This is a genomic window from Malaciobacter marinus (assembly GCF_003544855.1).
GTDB lineage: Bacteria > Campylobacterota > Campylobacteria > Campylobacterales > Arcobacteraceae > Malaciobacter > Malaciobacter marinus.
Window position 1 is genome coordinate 2049057 of record NZ_CP032101.1, and the last position, 18125, is coordinate 2067181.

General features: G+C 26.1%; 17 protein-coding genes and 1 tRNA gene. 8 read left to right on the plus strand and 10 right to left on the minus strand.

The annotated features are described in order from the left end of the window. The first annotated feature begins 168 nt into the window (after window positions 1–168). From AMRN_RS09955 to AMRN_RS09965, 3 genes are read left to right on the plus strand one after another with little or no spacing between them, the layout of a single operon-like run. The gene (locus tag AMRN_RS09955; protein WP_099311344.1) at window positions 169–1311 is read left to right on the plus strand and encodes an ABC transporter substrate-binding protein; all 1143 of its coding nucleotides are present in this window, start codon (window positions 169–171) and stop codon (window positions 1309–1311) included. Then, on the plus strand, window positions 1311–2900 hold the full coding sequence (locus AMRN_RS09960) for a sensor histidine kinase (protein ID WP_099311345.1): 1590 nt from the start codon (window positions 1311–1313) through the stop codon (window positions 2898–2900). The genes AMRN_RS09955 and AMRN_RS09960 overlap by 1 nt, the downstream gene beginning before the upstream one ends. Beyond that, window positions 2890–3555 (plus strand): response regulator, encoded by a 666-nt coding sequence (locus tag AMRN_RS09965; protein WP_099311346.1) that lies wholly within the window; start codon window positions 2890–2892, stop codon window positions 3553–3555. Before AMRN_RS09960 ends, AMRN_RS09965 begins: the two co-directional genes overlap by 11 nt. Here the strand turns inward: AMRN_RS09965 and AMRN_RS09970 are convergent. Genes AMRN_RS09970 through AMRN_RS09980 form a run of 3 tightly spaced genes read right to left on the minus strand, consistent with a single transcriptional unit; the run spans window position 3552 to window position 5235 of the window. Continuing rightward, complete coding sequence (locus AMRN_RS09970) at window positions 3552–3815, minus strand: heavy-metal-associated domain-containing protein (RefSeq protein ID WP_099311347.1); 264 nt, start codon at window positions 3813–3815, stop codon at window positions 3552–3554. The genes AMRN_RS09965 and AMRN_RS09970 overlap by 4 nt on opposite strands. Window positions 3816–3823: 8 nt before the next feature. After that, the gene (locus AMRN_RS09975; protein WP_099311348.1) at window positions 3824–4141 is read right to left on the minus strand and encodes a transporter; all 318 of its coding nucleotides are present in this window, start codon (window positions 4139–4141) and stop codon (window positions 3824–3826) included. Further along, window positions 4138–5235 carry a transglutaminase-like domain-containing protein gene (locus AMRN_RS09980; protein ID WP_099311349.1) on the minus strand — a complete coding sequence of 366 codons (1098 nt, stop codon included), beginning with the start codon at window positions 5233–5235 and terminating at the stop codon, window positions 4138–4140. Before AMRN_RS09980 ends, AMRN_RS09975 begins: the two co-directional genes overlap by 4 nt. Window positions 5236–5468: 233 nt before the next feature. Between AMRN_RS09980 and selD the strand changes: the two genes are divergently transcribed. Further along, a complete protein-coding gene (gene selD, locus AMRN_RS09985) occupies window positions 5469–6506 on the plus strand; it encodes a selenide, water dikinase SelD (protein ID WP_196777523.1) in 1038 nt (345 codons plus the stop codon). A 163-nt stretch (window positions 6507–6669) separates the two neighbouring features. On the opposite strand, the gene AMRN_RS14125 is transcribed toward selD, so the two are convergent. After that, window positions 6670–6767 (minus strand) — tRNA-Sec (locus AMRN_RS14125). 53 nt (window positions 6768–6820) lie between these two features. Between AMRN_RS14125 and selA the strand changes: the two genes are divergently transcribed. Further along, entirely contained in the window at window positions 6821–8167 is a 1347-nt protein-coding gene (gene selA, locus AMRN_RS09990; protein ID WP_099311351.1) for an L-seryl-tRNA(Sec) selenium transferase, read from the plus strand. After that, window positions 8164–10005, plus strand: a complete 1842-nt coding sequence (gene selB, locus AMRN_RS09995) for a selenocysteine-specific translation elongation factor (protein ID WP_099311352.1) — start codon at window positions 8164–8166, stop codon at window positions 10003–10005. Before selA ends, selB begins: the two co-directional genes overlap by 4 nt. Before the next feature lie 6 nt (window positions 10006–10011). On the opposite strand, the gene AMRN_RS10000 is transcribed toward selB, so the two are convergent. After that, the gene (locus AMRN_RS10000) at window positions 10012–10344 is read right to left on the minus strand and encodes a hypothetical protein (protein WP_099311353.1); all 333 of its coding nucleotides are present in this window, start codon (window positions 10342–10344) and stop codon (window positions 10012–10014) included. Between the two features lie 85 nt (window positions 10345–10429). Here AMRN_RS10000 and AMRN_RS10005 point away from each other — a divergent pair, with 85 nt between their 5' ends. Further along, entirely contained in the window at window positions 10430–11812 is a 1383-nt protein-coding gene (locus tag AMRN_RS10005) for a PhoH family protein (protein ID WP_099311354.1), read from the plus strand. Between the two features lie 4 nt (window positions 11813–11816). Here AMRN_RS10005 and AMRN_RS10010 read toward each other — a convergent pair whose 3' ends face one another. Continuing rightward, window positions 11817–11945 (minus strand): FeoB-associated Cys-rich membrane protein, encoded by a 129-nt coding sequence (locus AMRN_RS10010; RefSeq protein ID WP_099311355.1) that lies wholly within the window; start codon window positions 11943–11945, stop codon window positions 11817–11819. A gap of 345 nt (window positions 11946–12290) precedes the next feature. On the opposite strand from AMRN_RS10010, the gene AMRN_RS10015 reads away from it, so the two are divergent. After that, a complete protein-coding gene (locus AMRN_RS10015; protein WP_228150831.1) occupies window positions 12291–13769 on the plus strand; it encodes an HD domain-containing protein in 1479 nt (492 codons plus the stop codon). Between the two features lie 27 nt (window positions 13770–13796). Here the strand turns inward: AMRN_RS10015 and AMRN_RS10020 are convergent, their stop codons facing one another. From AMRN_RS10020 to AMRN_RS10035, 4 genes are all read right to left on the minus strand, one after another. Beyond that, complete coding sequence (locus AMRN_RS10020; protein ID WP_099311357.1) at window positions 13797–15080, minus strand: TRAP transporter large permease; 1284 nt, start codon at window positions 15078–15080, stop codon at window positions 13797–13799. Window positions 15081–15095: 15 nt separating this feature from the next. Beyond that, window positions 15096–15659, minus strand: a complete 564-nt coding sequence (locus AMRN_RS10025; protein WP_099311358.1) for a TRAP transporter small permease — start codon at window positions 15657–15659, stop codon at window positions 15096–15098. Between the two features lie 4 nt (window positions 15660–15663). Beyond that, window positions 15664–16665 carry a TRAP transporter substrate-binding protein DctP gene (gene dctP, locus AMRN_RS10030; protein WP_099311359.1) on the minus strand — a complete coding sequence of 334 codons (1002 nt, stop codon included), beginning with the start codon at window positions 16663–16665 and terminating at the stop codon, window positions 15664–15666. 335 nt (window positions 16666–17000) lie between these two features. Continuing rightward, window positions 17001–18026, minus strand: a complete 1026-nt coding sequence (locus AMRN_RS10035; protein ID WP_099311360.1) for a cytochrome-c peroxidase — start codon at window positions 18024–18026, stop codon at window positions 17001–17003. Window positions 18027–18125 lie beyond the last annotated feature (99 nt).

Consider the following 18125-nt stretch of genomic DNA (forward strand, 5'->3'; position numbering starts at 1 on the left):
CCTTTTTGGTAAAATTTTATTTACCAAATTCTATTCCTTAGTTTCTTAACTTATACTTAAAAGTTAATATTTTTTTACCAAAAAAAATTAATTTTCTAATTTAAGTCCTATAATATATTATTTTTAGATGATTGAAGATATTAAACATTTTTTTTGTAAAATATCTTTATGACTAAAAAATTATTTATATTAATATCAATTTTACTTACAATCTATTTCATATTTAAAGATAAAGAGTATAGAAACCCTTCTATTAAACTTGGAGGTTCAATTCCTAAAACAGGAGTAATCAAAGAATGGGGAGAAGCTGTTACCCTAGGAGCAAACTCATATTTTAATTATTCAAATGACAATAAGCTTCTTGGAAACAAAAAGATAGAGTACATTATTTATGATGACAAATATGAACCAAAACTAACTATGAAAAATACAAATAAGCTTCTTTATCAAGATGAAGTTTTTGCTCTTTTTGGTTATGTTGGCACACCAACAGTAAAAAGTGTTTTACCAACTGTTGAAATTGAGAATATTCCTTTTATATCATCTTTTACAGGAGCTGGTTTTTTAAGAAATAAAAATCAAAACAATTTTTTAAATTTTAGAAGTTCATATCAAGAAGAGATAGAAGTATTAATAAAATATTTACATTACAATAAAAAGATATCTAAATTTGCAGTATTTTATCAAAATGATGATTATGGAGAAGAAGGATATGTATCTGTTATTAAATCTTTAAAAAAAAGGAAATTAAAACTAATAGCAGAAGGAAGTTATAAAAGAAATACACTTTCAATAAGCCATGCATTCAATGAAATAAAAAATGCAAATCCCCAAGCAATTATAATGATAGGAGCAAATAAAGCAAATGCCCTATTTATAAAAAAAGCAAAAGAGAATCCAAAATTCAAAGATACTTTATTTTGTAATATCTCTTTTGGAGATGCTAATGCAATGATTAAAGAGTTAAAACAAAGCAATACAAATAATTTGATTTTTTCTCAAGTTGTTCCAAACTTTCAAGATAGAACAATTCCTGTTGTAAATGAATACTATGAAGTTTTAAATAAATATAATAAAGATTTTGAACCTGGATTTATATCATTAGAAGCTTTTTTGTCAGCTAAACTTGTAGTATCAGCACTAAAAGATATAAAAGGTGCATTAACAAAAGAAAATTTTATTACAGCTTATAAAGAACTTCCTGAAAACACATTAAAAGGAATAAAAATAGATTTTGAAAATAAACAATTGTTAAATAAAATTTATCTTTTCACATATGAAAACAATAGATTTAAAGAGATTAATAAATAATGTTTAAAAAAATACTTTCATACTTTGATAATTTTAATTTTTCACTAAAAACAAATATATTAATATTTATTATTTCAGGTGGAATGTTAAGTATTGTTGTTCTTTCACTTATGTCAACTTTTTCTATTAAATATGATTTTGATAAGTTATATGAACAAAGAACAAAACCTTTAATAAAATTAGAAAGCATTAAAGATACATATACAGTAAATATTCAAGATACTTTATATGACATAGAAAATAAAAACATTACTTATATGCAAGCAAAAGAAGTTATTAATCTTGCATTACAATTAATACAAACAAACTGGGGAGAGTATAAAAAAGCCAAGGATATAAAACAACCTGCCATTTATATTGGTGATTTTATAAAAAAATTCTTAGTTACACAACATCAATACTACAAAAATGAGACACTACATAAAAGTATTTCTAAAAATATTGATAAAAAGATGATTAATATAAATGCAAGACTTCATAATCTTGAAATTGCAAATCACAATAAAGATCTTGTAAAAGAGTTTGCAAAACTTCATCTTGAAATAAATGCTATAAATATATATATAACAAGTTTGATAAATTATGATTTAACCTTAGCTTTAAATGAAAAAAGAGATACAGAAAAAGTTTTTGAAGTTATTATTACTGTTTCAATGTTTTCAATAGTTTTAATATTCCTCTTTTCAGTGATACTTTCTGTTTTATTAATAAACCACTTCAAAAGACTTCATAAACTTCTTGAAGCAAAAGTAGAAAGTAAAACAAAAGAATTGGTTGAATTAAATAACTCACTTGAAAAAAGAGTTGTGCAAGAAGTGAAAAATAATAGAAAAAAAGATATTATCATGTTTCAGCAAGCAAGGCTTGCAAGTTTAGGAGAGATGTTAAATAATATAGCTCACCAATGGAGACAACCACTTGGTTCAATTACTATGATTATACAAAGCTTTCAAACAAAAATGCAACTTGGTAAATTAACAGATTCATTTATTGATGATAAAGTAAAAGATGCTTTATTTTTAGCTGAAAACATGTCTAATACACTAGATGATTTTAAAAACTTTTTTTCACCTGATAAAACAAAAAAAGAGTTTAGTATAAAAGAGTGTATTGAACACTCTTTTGAATTATCAAAATATGCTTTAGAAAAAGCTGGTATAAAAACCTATTTAACAATGAAAAAAGATATAAAAATAAATAGTTATTACAATGAGTTATCTCATGTTTTTTTAAATTTAATAAATAACTCTAAAGATGCTTTATACACAAATATAAATAAAAATGATAGAATTATAAAAGTAATTATAAAACAATACAAAGATGATGTAGTAATCAATTTTATTGATAATGGAGGGGGAATTCCTCAAGATATTGCTCCTAAAATTTTTGAACCATATTACACAACAAAATATAAAAGTGCTGGTACAGGAATTGGATTATATATGTCTAAACAAATAATTGAAAAACATATGTATGGTTCAATTTATCAAAAAAATATAATTCATAAAATCACTAAAGACAAAAACTATAACTGTAGTTTATTTATTATAAAAATACCAATATTAAAAGAGGAAAATGATGAAAAATAAAGATTTAAATATATTAAACAAATTTAATATTTTATATCTTGAGGATGATGAAGACTTACTAAGACATACAACAGATGTGCTTGAAGATTTTGTAAATAATATATTTGCAGCTAAAACATCAAAAGAAGCATTAGAGATATTAAAAAATAAAAAAGTTGATGTCATTATCTCAGATATTTTACTTGAAAATGAAAATGGAATTGATTTTTTAAAATTAATAAAAGAACAAAAAGGCATATCTATTCCAACAATTTTAACAACGGCACACACAGATACAAAATATCTTTTAGATGCAATTAAACTAAAAGTTGAAAACTACATAGTAAAACCTATTAATATAAAAGAGTTATTAAACTCATTGCATGATATATTACTTCCTGTTGTTCAAGAAAAAGAGATAAGAAGAAATACAAATGTTATTAGAACAATCTCAGCTATTACTGATAGTAAACAAGTTGATATAATCAAGTTTATTATAAATAACCTTGATAATAATAATCTATTCTCAGCTTCATATAGTGATATCATGGATCATATAAATATTTCAAAGCCTACATTAATTAAACTTTTTAAAGAGTTAGCAGAAAAAAATATTTTAGTTAAAGTTCAACATAAAACATATAGATTTAATGAATTAGCTTTAGAAGAAATTTAAGGTTTTATAACCTTTCCCTCATATGATGTAGTCTTTATAGCTTCTAAGATAGTTTTTATATCTGTCTTAGATTCATCATAATTTACTGTAGCTTTTTTAGTATTTAATCTAACACTAACTTTTTTTACCCCATCAACTTTTTTAATTGCTTTTTTCACCATTGTTGTACATAAAGGGCAATGCATTTTTTCAACTTCTATTTCAACTTCTTTAGCAAAAACACTTAACGATAAAAATATAAACAATAATAATTTCTTCATAAAAAACCTTAATCTACAAAATAAACTAAAAACTCTGGATAAAATAATAGTATAAAAAACAAAACTACAAATAAGCTTGTAATCATTATAATTTTTCCTTTGTTCTCACAAGCACAACTTATATTTGTTTTACTTTTCTTATACGCTAAAAAAAGAAGTAAAATAGTTAAAATTCCAAAAGGAATTCTTAGATATCCAAGTTCACTCAAAAATGACAAACTTCCAACGCTTATTCCAAAAAAAAGAAATAAAAAAACTGGTAAACAACAAAGTGTAGATAGTACAGCAGTTATTACTGCTGATACTATTAAACTTATACTTCTCATAAAACTTCTTGAGAAGTATAAGAGTATCCAAACTCTTTTGGATTATAATAATTTACTACATCTTCACCCATTTCTGCATATGGATAACCTAACATATTTAATGGATATTGAGCTGGTTTTGGATTTAATACAAAATCTCTTGCATAATTAAATGCAAGCCAATTCATTTCCCAATTTCCAAAGAAATATTTTCTTAAATCCTTAATCTTTTTATCATTATTTGTAAGTTTTTCTTGTTTTCTCACTTTTGTAACATCAGCTGGGTCTGCTGGAATCCATCCTGCACCATCAAGATAAAATTCTGCTCTACAATGTTGACCACCTGTGATTTTTGCAAAACCTTCGTCATTTGCTTTTCCACAAGATTTTGAAATTTTAGATTTACCTACTCTAACTCCAAAAATCTCCCTTGCTGGAATACCTGCATTTCTTAAAAGTGCCACAAAAACAGAACTTACATCTGTACATTTTCCACCAAATAATTTTTTCTCAATAATTCTTGTAGCATCACCAACACCACACCCTATAACACTTTCATCTCTATACATATTATCAACTGTCCAATCATAAATTGCTTGTGCTTTTTCTAATTGAGTTTTTGAATTTTTTGTAAGATTAGTTGCAAAATCTGTTAAAGTTTTATTTACAGGAGTATGAGAAGTTCCCTTTAAAAATAGTTTTATATTTTCTGGAAAATTTGTACTATTTGTAGCTTTTGAAAGATTTGATGTTCGCTCTTGCATTATAACATCAAACTTAACAACTAATTTTCTTGATTTAGAATTTTTATTCCATTTTGCATATAAAAGTTTTGTATTATATTCATTATTATTTGAAATAAATGCTTCATCAAAATCACCATCATATGATATTTTCAATACTTTTTGATAACTTGAATCTAAAGGAAGTGGAACCCAAAGTCTAGCAATTTCATCATTTGTTTGCAAATCAAAACTATTTGTAACTGTAAATTTTCTTGGTTTTTTTGTAATTCCAAATGGATTTGCTTTTGTATTAGATAATACAATTGAGGGAGTAATTACCATAGTAGTTCCTACTACTGTAGCACTTTTTAAGAATGTTCTTCTTTGCATATTTTATGCCTCTTTTTAATGAATAGTTCATTATAAGAGATAAAGTAAGTTCTACTTTAAATCAACCATAACCTATGGCCTTGAACTTTTGTTTATTTTAAAATAATATTATAGTGTATATGAAAGCTACCTTAATAATAGATTTTTACTTGTATATATTTAATTCAAGTTTAACATGATTAAAAGTAAAATAATTTTTACAATTAAATATCAATAATTATTTAAGGAAAAGAATGAATAACCAATATCAACTAACAAAGTTCGTAAGAGCTGCTGGTTGAGCTGCAAAGATGGGTCCGGGGGATCTAAAACAAACTATTTGCAACTTACAACCAAATGATAGTAGAATCTTAGTAGGCTTTGATACAAGTGAAGATGCTAGTGTATATCAAATAAATGAAACACAAGCAATAGTACAAACACTTGATTTTATTACACCTGTTGTTGATGATCCATATATTTATGGACAAATTGCTGCTGCAAATGCATTAAGTGATGTATTTGCAATGGGAGCAGAAGTTAAAACAGCTTTAAATATAGTAGGATTTGATAAAAAAAATCTTTCAACAGATGCCTTAGGTGAGATACTAAATGGTGGAAATGAAAAAATAAAAGAGTGTGGAGGTGTTTTACTTGGTGGACATACAATTGAATCACCAGAGATGTATTATGGACTAAGTGTTACAGGAATGGTACACCCAAATGAAATAATTAGAAATAATACAGCAAAAATTGGAGATGTCTTAGTTCTTACAAAACCTATAGGAATGGGAATTTTAACAACAGCTATAAAAAGAGATCTATTACCAATGGATATGATGAAAAAATGTAGTGAAATAATGGCTGCATTAAATTATTTACCATCAAAAGTTATGAAAAAATATAGAGTTAGTTCTTGTACTGATATTACTGGATTTGGATTATTAGGTCATGCATTAGAGTGTGTAAATGAATTAGTAACTTTTAGTTTAGATTGTAAAAGCATACCTGTATTAAATGAAGTAATAGAATTATCAGAAAAAGATGTAGTTCCAGGAGGAACTAAGAAAAATTTAAAATATATAGAAGATAAAGTAACTTTTATGAGTAGTGTTGCAAACTATTGCAAACTAGTATTAAGTGATGCACAAACATCAGGTGGATTATTAATAGCTATGAATAAAGATGATGCTAAAGAATATATAAAAGAAATAGAAGAGATGACTTTAGGTTACGCTTGTATCATAGGAGAAGTGATACCAAAAGGGACTAAAGATATTATCGTTCATTAAAAGTGCATCTTGCACTTTTAATCTTTCAAACTAGTAAAATCATGTTTACCTAAATTAAGCTTTATAGTATTGAGTATAAGATATAATCTTTCAAAATATTTATAATAATTTTTTAGTGAAATTTCAAATTAACTTTAAAAATAGTTGATTTTTTGGGAAGTTTTGGCGAGAAGGTGTAGGAATCGAACCTACCTCCAGACTAACACTAGCCCAGACATCGGGGTTGAAGCCCGTGGTGTCCACCAGGATCACATACCTCCCAAAAGATTTGAAATTGTACTATATATTAATTTAAAAGATTCTAAAGGCAAAAAATGGATTTACTAAAATCAATTCCGAAAGTTGATAAGTTTATCAAAAACAAAACTTTCGAGAATTATTCTATAAAACTTATAACAAAAATTGCAAAAGAGCAAATAAACCAATTAAGAGAAGATATACTTTCAAATAAAACTAACAATTTCAATGAAGAACAGTTAATAGAAAATACAATCAATGAATATGAAAAAATAACAAAACCTTCACTTCAAAACCTGATAAATGCAACAGGTATTATTGTACATACAAATTTAGGAAGAAGCCTAATAAGTCAAGAAAGTTTTGATAAAGTAAAAAAAGTTGCAAGCTCTTACAATAACTTAGAGTATGATTTACAAGCTGGTAAAAGAGGTGAAAGATACTCTCATATAGTAAAAGCATTACAAAATCTTACAGCTTGTGAAGATGCAATTGTTGTAAACAATAATGCAAGTGCAGTTTTTTTGATATTAAATACTTTTTCAAAAAATAAAGAAACTGTTGTAAGCAGAGGTGAACTTGTTGAAATTGGTGGGAGTTTTAGAGTTCCTGAAGTTATGACTCAAAGTGGAGCAATATTAAAAGAAATAGGAACTACAAATAAAACTCACAAAAAAGATTATGAAAATGCAATAAATGAAAACACTTCAATTCTTATGAAAGTTCACAAATCAAACTATTCAATTGAGGGCTTTACAAGTGAAGTTGAATTAAAAGATATTATTGAAGTTGCAAATAAAAACAATGTAATTGATTATTTTGATATGGGTAGCGGTCATATGATTGACTTACCATATAATCTTGACTCAAAAGAGCCATCAATTTTAAAGATTATGGAAAATAATCCTTCACTTTTAAGTTTTTCAGGAGATAAACTTCTAGGAAGTGTACAAGCTGGTGTAATAATTGGTAAAAAAGAACTTATTGAAAAAATTAAAAAAAATCAACTATTAAGAATGTTAAGGGTTGATAAAATAACTCTATGTTTATTAGAAGAGCATTTAAACTCTTACTTAAAAGATGAATTAAATAATATCCCTACTTTAAAGATGCTTCATACTTCAATAGATGAGCTAAAAAAAAGAGCAACTTATGTAAAAAACTCTTTAGAAGATATTTGTAAATGTGAAGTAATAAATACTCAAACACTAATAGGAGGAGGAACTACACCAAATAAAAAAATTCCTTCTATTGCAATTACAATTGAATATAAAGATTATAAACCAAACAAAATAGAAAAACTTTTAAGAGAAAATGGAGTAATTTCAAGAATTGAAAATGAAAAAGTTTTATTTGATTTTAGAAGTATTCAAGAGTGTGAATTAGATGAGATTATAGCAATAGTAAGAAAGGTTTTTAAATGAGTAATATTATAATAGGAACAGCTGGACATATTGACCATGGTAAAACTTCGCTTATTAAAGCACTAAATGGTTATGAAGGTGATGAAACAAAAGAAGAGAAACAAAGAGGTATTACAATTGACTTATCTTTTTCAAATTTAAAAAGAGCACAACAAAATATTGCATTTATTGATGTTCCAGGTCATGAAAAACTTGTAAAAAATATGATTGCAGGAGCTTTCTCTTTTGATTGTGTTATGCTTGTAGTTGCTGCTAATGAAGGTATTATGCCACAAACAGTTGAACACATAGAGATTATGAGTTTACTTGGGGTAAAAGAGTTAATTGTAGCAATAACTAAAAAAGATTTAGTTTTAAAAGAAGATTTAGAATTACAAAAAAATAGAATCAAAAATTTTTTAGAAGATTTTGATTTTGATTTAAAGTTTATATCTTGTGTTTCAACACATGATGAAAAATCAATTGAGTCATTAAAAGAGAAACTATTTACTTTAAAAAATACAAATAAAACTCAAGAAAACTTTTTTAGATACTATGTAGATAGGGTTTTTTCAGTAAAAGGTATTGGTACAGTTGTAACAGGAACAGTTTTAGGGAATAAATGTGAACTTGATGAAAAAGTTTTTATTCCACACCTAAATAAAGAAACAAGAATAAAAAATATTCAAGTGCACAATCAAAATGCAATTGAAGCAAATATTTCAAATCGTACAGCATTAAACCTTCAAAATATAAAAGCTGTAGATTTAAAAAGAGGTGATTTAATCTCTAAAAAAGGTTTCTTAAGAGGTTTTGATACTTTAGATATTAGTTTTAAATGCTTAAAAGGAAAGCAACTTCATCATAATAGAACTTACTCTTTATTTATAGGTTCAAAAAAAGTTGAAGTTAAAGTTTTACTATTTGATTCAATTGCTAGTTTAGAAAGTGGCTTTGCAACAATAAAAGCAAAAGAACCTTTTTTTAGTATTTATAAAGAAAAAATTATATTAAGAGAATCAAATCATACTATTGCAGGTGGTATTGTATTAAACTGCGTAAATGATCCCATGAAAAAATCACAAAAGAAATTTCTTTTAAAATCTTTAGATGAAGCTGATTATAAGCAATCATACAAAATATTACTAGATGCTCATAAAAAAGGTTTAGGATTAATCTCATCAGCACAAAGATTTGCACTAAGCCATGATCAAGCAGTAGAGTTTGGTAAAAATTTAGAAAATGTATTTTGCGATGAAAAAGAATTAGTTATTTATCCAATAGAAACAAAAGAGTATATAAAAAAACAAATAAAAGATATTTATACTAAAAATAAATATGCTTTGCTTTCAAATGCTGCTATTAAACTTAGAATCAAGTGGGCAAGTAGTTCTTTTATACAAAGTGTTCTTGATGAGTTAGAAGAAGAAAAGTTTTTAGTAAAAGAGAGAAGTTTATATAAAAATGCAAATATTAAAGAAGATTTTTCAAAAAATTTAGAAGATATTGTAAGTAAAAGATTGGAAGAAGAAAATTTATCTCCAACGGCTCCATATAATATCTATGATGATTTAGATATTGATAGAAAACTAGGAGATACAATATTAAAGTCTCTTTGTTCAAAAAAACAAGTCTTTAGAATGCAACACAATTTATTTATTCATGCAAATAGTTTAACAAAGATTGTTCAAGAAATGAAAAATATAATAAAAGAAGATGGATATATTGATATAAAAAACTTTAAAGAAAGATACCCTCTAAGTAGAAAATATCTTATTGCATATCTTGATTATCTTGATAACTTTTCACAAATAAAAAAAGTTGATAATAAAAGAGTATTTTTAAGTGAGTTTGTATAAACTCACCTACTCTTCACACTGTGCAACTACATTTGAATCTTTTGCATAATAAATAGTAAAAGCTTTTAAGTATGGAACTATTTTCTCAAATTTTGCTGTTTTCATAAACTCTTTCATTTGTCTGTTTTTTGAAAATTTTTCTTTAAATTTCTTACTATTGTTTGAGAAAAGCTCTCTCCATTGCTTTTGTGTATAAAGTTTAGTAAACTCTTCACCTTTTATATTAAGTTTTTCATAGAGTATAAACTTATAATATGTCTGACCCTTATCTACATCAGCTTCATTTATTGCATACACAAAAATAGGTAATAAAAACAATAAGACTATTTTTTTTATCATTTGATTTCCTTATTATAAAAATAATTATAGCAAATTTTACTTTTTGTGTTATTAAGATGTAACCAAGCAAGATTACAATTATTTTATGAAAGAAAAAATATATGTACTAGACACTAATATTATCTTACAAAACATTCAAAATCTAAATAGAATTTCAGATAATAAAAGCAATAAAATTGTAATTCCTGAAACCGTTTTATTAGAACTTGAAGATAAGAAAAAATTAGTTAATGAATTAGGTTTTTATGCAAGAGAGTTTGCTAGATTATTAGCTAAAATGAAAATCAAAGAAGTTGATTATAAAACTGGATATAAAGTAGTAAAGCTTTTCAATAAAGAGATTAGTTTAGATATTATTTCAAAAAATACCTATGAATCACAAATTGAACAAGCACACATAAGTGAAAGCAATGATAAAAGAATCATTGAAACAGCTGCTTTAGCACAAGAATATTACAAAGGAGCACAAACTATTTTTGTCTCACTTGATGTTTATGCTAGAACGTTTGCTCTTTTTAAAGGTTTAAAAGCTGAAACATTACATGATGATAAATCAACAGTTCCCACTTTTGAATTTATTAAATATATAAACTTGGATTCTTCCTTATTTAATAGTTTAGAACAAGTAGATATAAAAACCATTGATAAAAATTACACCAATGAAAACTTTTCTTACTGCTTTGAAAGTAATGATGGAAATAAAGTATTTGCACTTATAATAAATGAAAAAATAAACCTTTTAAATGAGTCTGATTTTAAAGCTTTAAATGTTAAACCTGTAAACTTAAAGCAAAAACTTTTTATGAAGGCTATTTTATCAAATATGTATGATTTGCTTGTGATTGATGCAAAAGCAGGAAGTGGTAAAACATTGATATCAGTAGTATCAGCAATGAGACTAATTGATTTAGGTTTTTATGACAAGATAGTTTATGTAAGAAACTCTATAGAATCCCTAGATAAAGGTGCAGATATAGGATATCTAGCTGGAAATGATGAAAAATTTAGAATATATAATATGGCATTATCAGATACATTAGAGTTTATTGCAAAAAAACAGCTAAGAAAAAATGAGAATAAAGAGAATAAAGAATCAATTGAATCAAAAATAAGTGAACTTACTTCAAAATATTGCATAGAAACATTATGGCCTGGAGAAGCAAGAGGAAGAACTTTAAATAGTTCAATAGTAATCATGGATGAATGGCAAAATTCAAGTGAAAAAACAAGTCAACTAATTTTAAGTAGATTAGATGAATCTTGTATGGCAATAGTCATTGGTTCTAATAGACAAATAGATAATTTATATTTAAATAAATATAATAATGGACTTACATCATTATTAAAACAAACATCAAAAAAACATGAAGAGATAAATATGTTTGCAATAGAATTAGACAAAGCAGTAAGAGGGAAATTCGCAGAATTTACAGAAAGAATTTTTGAAAAAGTAAAAAATAGAGTATAAAACTCTATTTTTTACTTGAGCAGTTTCCTCCACCGCCACAACCACAATCACCTTTTTTCTTAAAAGTTTTTCTGTATAAATAAAATAAGCAAGCAATTGCAATACCAATAATAATATAATCTTCTGTTGTCATTCAATATCCTTATTAATAATCATTATTAAAATAATACTCTTTTTTAACTTTAGTAATTATAATGCAATAAATTTTTGTAATAATATATAATTAAGCAATTTTATTGTTAGATAAAAATATAATAATAAAAAACAAAAGGGATTTATAATAATACACAATAGATTAATAAATGATACTATATACAATCATATAGAATATACTAAATTAGAAGATAAACTATTACAAACTAAAATAGTTAACAGGTTACAATTTATTACACAAAATGCATTAGCATACTTTTCTTATCCATCAATAACAACAAAAAGATTTATTCATTCTTTAGGAACAATGCATTTAAGTTCATTTATGTTTAAAAACTCACTTTTAAATGCAGATAAAGATACTAAAGATGAGTTTTTAAAACAAGCAAAAGCAGTAATAAAAAGTATAATAAAAGAGAATAAATTAGATTTACAAATAAAAGATTTAGAGTATTTTGATAATAAAGCACTATATCAATTTACAATTCCTACAAAATCAAAATCACAAAGAGCAGTGTATACAATACTACTTCAAACAATGAGAATTGTTGGATTACTCCATGATGTAGGACACTTACCCTTCTCTCACCAAGTAGAACATGCTTTAAAAAAAGTCTATATAAAGATTTTAGAAAAAGATACTTTACTTGAAAAAGAAAAAGAGTTTAAAAGAGTTTATGAAGAAATTACTAATAACTCAACTTTAGTTTTACATGAAGCAATAGGAAAAAAACTTTTAGATTTACTTTTTGACTTTGAACTTACAAAACTTGTAAAAAAAAGTTCAAATAAAGATTATATACAACTTCTAAAAATAGTTGCAAAATATATACTTGAAGATAAAAATTACAATGGTTTTGATTTTGCTGTATTACATAAATATATTGATGGAACTGTTGATTCTGATAGATTAGATTACATAAATAGAGATATGTTATCAAGTGGTTATATAACTGGTCCAATTGATCATATTAGAATTACAAAACAGACAATCTTAGTAAAAAAATATGATAAATTTGTACTTAGTTTTTTAGATATGTCATTGATTGATATCGAACATATGCTAGAACTTAGATTCAATCTTTATAAAAAAGTAATCTATAACCATGGCATTGCAAAAACAGATGCAGTTTTAGAAAATGTTGTACAATATTTATCAGATAATTACTTTAATAGTGAAAAAAAGATTGAAAAACTTTCACACTCTATTTCTATGCTTTGGAAGTTTTTAGATGAAAAAGAGATATCAAATAGCTTAGATACAGTAAGTTTACTTGATGAAAATTGGTTAATTAGTCTTTTTAAAGATGAATACTTTAAAATCAAAAATAGTAAATCTTTAACAAGAAGAGATCAAAAATATTTATATTGTTTTGAAGAGGTTCTTTTTGGCAAAAGAGTATTTTCAAGTCCTTGGAAAAACTTAAATGAATTTTATAAAGTATTAGATTTTACAACAGTAGAAAGATACAAATTTAGAGAAAGTTTTGGATATATAACAGATTTTAGAATGAAAAAACTACAAAAAGCTCTTGATTGTTTTGTAAATAAATGGGAAGTTGAAAAAAAAGAAGCTTTTTTAACATATAAAATTGTATCTTTTAGTTTAGGAGTTGAAAAAGATTTTTGTTTTTATGATGGTGATGAATTAGTAAATATAGATGAAGTATCAACACTTAGAAAAAGACTTAAATACTCTATGAGAAATACTGTTCCATTTTATATTTATATCAATAAAAAATATTTAACTAAACAAATGAAAGAAGAGTTAAAGACAATACTATTTAATATCTTTAGTGAATAAAATAGACTTCTTTTGAAGTCTATTTTATTATTTAAAAGCTAAATCTCTTAAAAAAAGTGCTATTTGAGGGAAAAAGATAAGTAATGCAGTTACAAAAAACAGTATCAATACAAAAGGTAAAGTACCTCTAATAACTTCAAGATAAGGTCTTTTAAATACAGCAATTGCTGTAAAAATATCACAACCAAAAGGTGGGGTTGCAGAACCTATTGCTACTTGCAGAGTAACTAAAGTACCAACTAAAACAGGGTCAAGTCCTACTTCTTTTACAACTGGTGCAAAAATTGGTACAAGAATTAGTATTACAACAATAGGATCAACAAACATACACCCTACAAAAAATGCAAGTGAAATTACAAATAAAATCTGTTTAGGTCCCATTTCACTAATTCCTATTGAAGCTAATAACTCTTGAGGAATTTGAGCAAATGATATAACCCATGAAAATGCAGCTCCAGCTGCAACTAATATAAATACAACTCCTGTAATAAGTCCTGTTGATTTTGCAGTATCAAAAATATCTTTAAAACCCATTGTTTTAAATACTAAACCTTCTAAAATTAAAGCATATAAAACACAAACAGAAGCAGCTTCTGTTGGACTAAAAATACCACCATAAATACCACCAACTATAATAACAGGAAATCCAAGTGGCCAAAGAGCATCTCTTACAGCTTTTAACCTCTGGGCTGCACTAGCCTTTGGTTCTGTTGGAACATCATTTATAACAGCATAGATTACACTATAAATTGAGAAAAGTACAAGTATTAAAAGTCCAGGCCCAATTCCTGCAATAAATAACTCTGCAATTGAAGTTTCAGAAATTACTCCATAAATAATCATCCCAATACTAGGAGGAATTAAAAAAGCAATATCACTAGAATTAATAATCAAAGCTAAAATAAATGAGTCTTTATATCCAGATTTTAACATCTTAGGACGTAAAGGAGAACCAACAGCTACAACTGTAGCTTGTGTTGAACCTGATACTGCACCAAAAAGAGTACATGCTGTTGCTGTACTAACAGCTAAACCACCTTTTATATGTCCAATAAATTTCATAACCATATCAATCAATCTATTTGCTGATTGACCTCTTGTCATAATATCAGCTGCAAAAATAAACATAGGAACAGCAACTAAAGAAGCTGGTTTAATACCTGCTAAAAATTGCTGTATTACAAATTCCATTTTACTAACATCACCAAAAATTTCTAAAAATCCAACAAAAGTTCCAGCAACTAAAGGTACAATCATTGGAAAACCAAGTAGCAGAAGAACCAACATAACTGAAAAAATTAATAAAGCCATTTTATTCTCCCACTTTTAATCAACATCATAATATTCATCAATAACTTCTGTTGATAAATATACATCGTCTTTTTGTATCAAATTTTTTATTGTTGTTAAAAAATATTGAACGCCCGTAACAAAAAAACCTACTGGAACCCAAACATATGTTATATATACAGGTATTTGTAAAGCAGGTAAAATTCTTCCTGAATCCATTAGTTTATCAATATATCCCAATGAAAAATAAAAAAGTCCAAACATAATAATAGAAGTACAAAGTGTAATAAAAACCATAAACACTTTTCGAAGTTTCTTTGGTAAAGCGTCGTAAAGAGCAGACATTCTAATATGTCTTCCTTTTCTTGCAGCATATCCAATACCTGCAAAAGTAATAAGAACAATTAAAATTCTATTTAATTCACCACTAAAGAAAAAACTGTGGTCAAAAACAAATCTTCCAATAACATTAATAATCGTATTAGCTGCCATTAAAAGAACACCTGTGCCAAGCAAGATTGATTCTATCTTGCTTAAGCTGTTATCTACTAAATCAAGTAGATTTTGAAAGGTTTTAGAAGCTTTCCTATAATAATCCATAATATTACTTAGAAGCCTCTTTTAAATCTTCAAGCATTTGATTTAATATTTTTTCACCACTTTTACCAGTTAACTCAACAAATTTTTTATAAACTTTTTGAGCTCCTTTTCTAAATGGTTCTCTTTGTTCATCTGTTAAAGTTACAAATTTAATTGATGGTTTATCTTTTTTGATTTTTTCTTTTGCTTTTTTGATTATACTTTTTTGATAATCTAAAATATAATTAAATGCATGTTCACTTGCATTTTTAACTAATTTTTTATTTTCTTTAGAAAGTGAATCAAAAAATCTCTTGTTTGCCATTACAGCTGTAGTAAAGATATTATGTCCTATATCAGTTATAACTTCTGATACTTCATAAAGTTTTGCAGATTCAATCCAAAACATTGGATTTTCTTGCCCATCAATAATCTTTGTTTGTAGTGAACCATATACCTCACCCCAAGCTAAAGGAGTTGGAACAGCTCCAAACTCTTTATAAGTTTCAACCAATAATGGTGAAGTCATTACACGAATTTTTTTACCATTTAAATCCGCAGGTTTAGTAAAAGGTTCTTGTGTTGTAATAGAAACAGCACCTTCTGGAAACATTTTTAAAAGTTCTAAACCTTGTTTTGCATAAAGCTTAGGAAACATTTCATTGATAGCTTTTGAATTTTTGAAAAAATTATCAATTGCTTTACTGTTTTCAGGGAAAACATAAGGAAGTAAAAATGCTTGTGCTTCTGGAATTAGTGTTCCTGTAAATCCAGGTGATTGATCAACAAATTCCAAAATCCCAGCTTGAGCTTGTTCCATTACATCTACAGACTCACCAAGTGTTCCATAAGGATAAATTTTGATCTTATGATCAGAATTTTTTTCAATGTATTCTTTGAATTTAGTTGCATAAACTCCTTGTACATCAGTTATACTCTCTTCAATAGCATACTTCCATGTAGCAGCTTGTGTAGATACGGCTAAGATACTACTAACTAATAGCCCTTTAATAAACTTGTTTTTCATTGTATTTCTCCTAAATTTATCTAAAATGATTTTAAAGTAAACAATAAAATTCACTAAATACAAGATACAACGCTTATTGCATATTATATCAATCCTATAAAAATTTAACATGTTTATGATAACTTTTTTCTTAATTACAAATCATTTTTTACACATTTTGTGTAATTTTTACACGCATAGAGTACCAAAAGTTGCACTATTTAGTAAAAAAATGACATTAAAATTGTAAATTTCTAAATTTATAAAAAAAGTAACAAAATTTTAGATAATTAGTAGGTAGTTAATATTTATTGTAAAGTTCTCTTTAGGTTAAAACCTAAAGAGATATAATATTTTTAGTTAAAATCAGGTCTTGGAGTATCAAGAGTTGATTCAGGTAATTGTGGATAACTAATTGCAGGTTTTCTACCTTTTAATGCTTTTAAGAAAGTTACAATCTCTTTTGCTTCACTATCAGAGATTTTAATTCCTAATTGAGTAGATCCCATTTCTTTAACTGCTTTACTTAAAGACCAAACTTGTCCATTATGAAAATATGGAGCTGTTTCAGTAATATTTCTTAAAGTAGGAGTTTTTGCCATTCCATTTTTATCACCTTTAAAATCTCCAGCTTTTGCAAATGAATACTTAGCTACAGTTTCAAATGGTTGCATTGTTCCACCTAAAGCAATTCCATTGTGACAAGAAGCACAACCTTTATCAATAAATGTATTTAAACCTTTTTTCTCAGCTTTACTTAAAGCATCTGATTTTCCATTCATAAAATCATCAAATTTTGAAGGAGTTACTAATACTTTTTCAAAAATTGCAATAGTTGATGTAATTCTATCAAAATCAATTTTTACATTATCTCCATATGCTTTTTTAAACTCTTCTACGTATTCAGGAATTGAATTAATTCTTTTTTCAACTAAACCTTTTGGAGAAGCCATTTCAGGACCTGCTTGAACTGGACCTTGAGCTTGATCAGCTAAATGTGCACTTCTTCCATCCCAAAATTGTGCATCAAAAAATACTGAGTTATAAACTGTTGGAGAGTTTAAGTGATGAGGATTTGCAGTCCATTTATGACCAACTGCAGCAGCAACACCATCTGCACCACCTAGACCTATGTTATGACATGTATTACATGAAATAATTCCACTTTTCGAAATTCTTGGATCAAAATACAATTTTTTACCCAACTCTACTTTTTCATCAGTAATTGGATCATTTTTATCATCAATTAGTTTTAATAATTCTAATTGACTTTGAGGTATTGGTTTTATACCACTATTTTGTGCTTTCGTTACTAAAGAACTACTTGCAAACATAACACTTGCACTTAATGCAAAAATACTTAAAGTCTTAATTAACTTCATCTCATTCCCCTTATATTAAAATAATTTTAATTATAGGATAATTATTATTAATTGAAAATTAATTTTTATAAAATATTTACATTATTTAATAAAATTAAT